The organism is Myxococcus sp. AB025B (assembly GCF_006518215.1).
In the GTDB taxonomy this organism is placed as follows: Bacteria; Myxococcota; Myxococcia; order Myxococcales; family Myxococcaceae; genus Myxococcus; species Myxococcus fulvus.
The window spans coordinates 1-1,694 of sequence record NZ_SRLW01000610.1 but is presented as its reverse complement, the minus strand read 5'-3'; the positions used below and the strand labels follow the sequence as shown (position 1 = coordinate 1,694).

At 68.4% G+C, this 1,694-nt stretch carries 2 protein-coding genes and 1 pseudogene; all 3 read left to right on the top strand.

The genetic code is table 11. The features are described 5' to 3' along the window. A partial coding sequence (locus tag FL311_RS43030) for a cation:proton antiporter (RefSeq protein ID WP_194869636.1) occupies positions 1 to 610 on the top strand: 610 nt, incomplete at its 5' end. Positions 611 to 645: 35 nt separating this feature from the next. Beyond that, positions 646 to 1,257, top strand: coding sequence for an L-threonylcarbamoyladenylate synthase (locus FL311_RS43025; RefSeq protein WP_141333447.1), 612 nt, complete (start codon positions 646 to 648; stop codon positions 1,255 to 1,257). A 60-nt stretch (positions 1,258 to 1,317) separates the two neighbouring features. After that, positions 1,318 to 1,694: pseudogene (locus FL311_RS43020) on the top strand (hypothetical protein); the annotation flags it as partial.

Below are 1,694 nucleotides of genomic sequence, written 5' to 3'. Positions count from 1 at the left end.
CAGGTTCGGCTCGGTGGTGGTGGGCGGGGTGCTCGCGGTGGTGATGCTCCTCTACATGCGGGGCGTGAAGCAGGAGCTGCCGCTGTTCCTGGTGGGGCTGTCCTTCGCGGCGGCGGAGGGTGGCACGCGGCTGCACCTGTCCCCGCTGCTGGTGTCGCTGGCGGCCGGTGCGCTCATCGCCAACCTGGATGAGCGAGAGGGGGAGCGCATCCACCACGCCATCCAGCGCGCGGGGCTGCCGGTGTTCGCGCTCTTCTTCGCGGCGGCGGGCGCGGGGTTGAAGCTGGACGCGTTGTTGACGGTGGGACCGGCGGCGCTGCTCCTGGTGGTGCTCCGGGGGCTGGCCATCTGGTTCGCCTGTCGACGCTTCGCCCCCACGGATGACCCGCGGCTGAAGGAGTACCTGTGGATGGGGCTCATCTCGCAGGCGGGCGTGACGTTCGGCCTGGCGGCGCTGGTGTCGCGCACGTTCCCGACCTTCGGGCCCCAGGTGGAGGTGCTCATCGTCGCGATGATCACCGCGCACGAGCTGGTGGGGCCGGTGTTGACGCGACGTGCACTGACGGCCAGTGGCGAAGTCAGGACGGACGAGGCACAGGGAACCGCGTAGGCTCCAGGGCCGCACGCAGGAGGGACACACGAATCATGGCCGCACCCATCCTCGAGGTGGACATGGAGCACCCGTCGCCGCGCCACATCCAGCGCGCGGTGGAGGTGCTCGAGCGCGGCGGGCTCATCGCCTACCCGACGGACACGTACTACGGCATGGGCTGTGACCTGGGCTCGAAGAAGGCCATCGAGCGGCTCTACCAGCTCAAGGGACGTGACAAGAAGAAGCCCCTGTCCTTCCTCTGCCCGGACCTGTCGGACGTCGCCCATTACGCTCACGTCAGCAATTTCGCGTACCGGACGATGAAGGGGCTCACTCCAGGTGCGTTCACCTTCATCCTGGAGGCGACGCGGCTGGTGCCCGATTTGATGATGTCGAAGCAGAAGCAGGTCGGCATCCGGGTCCCGGATGCCCCCCTGGCGCGCGAGCTGACGCGTGCACTCGGGCGCCCCCTGGTGACGACGTCGGTGAGCAATACGGACGGTGAGCCGCTCACGGACGCGCGGGAGATCAAGGACGCGTTCGGCCATGGCCTGGAGCTCATCCTCGACGGAGGCGTGACATTGAACGAACCGTCGACAGTGGTTTCACTCATCGGCGACACGCTTGAAATCCTCCGGCAGGGCAAGGGTAGGCTGGAGGACTGAAACTCGAACAAGAGGGGGGCCGCCGTGGAATCAGGGGCCGCGGAGCCAACGCGAACGGACATGCCGCAGCAGGTTCCGTCGCTGATGAGGTTGCTGTTGCTGCTGTTGTTCCGTCCGGTGGACCTGCACTACAGGCTCCGGGCGGCGGGAATCCTCGCGCCCGGGGGGCGCATCGGCCAGCTGTGGCGTGAGCAGGCCAATGGCGGCCGGGCCGCGGGGCTCTACGTCCGGCGGATGTTGTTGATGCTGGTGGTGGGCTCGCCGCTGGTGACGGGGCTGCTGGGGCTGGGGCTGTACTGCGCCGGCATTCCACTTCGCGGCGGCTGGGCGGTGTCCGCGTTGTGTTGTTCGGCCGTGGGTCTGGCCCTCGCGCAGGTGTCGGGGCTCGCGGCCGGGGTGATGTTGGGCTCCTTGGCGAGCCTGTCCATGCTGGTGGG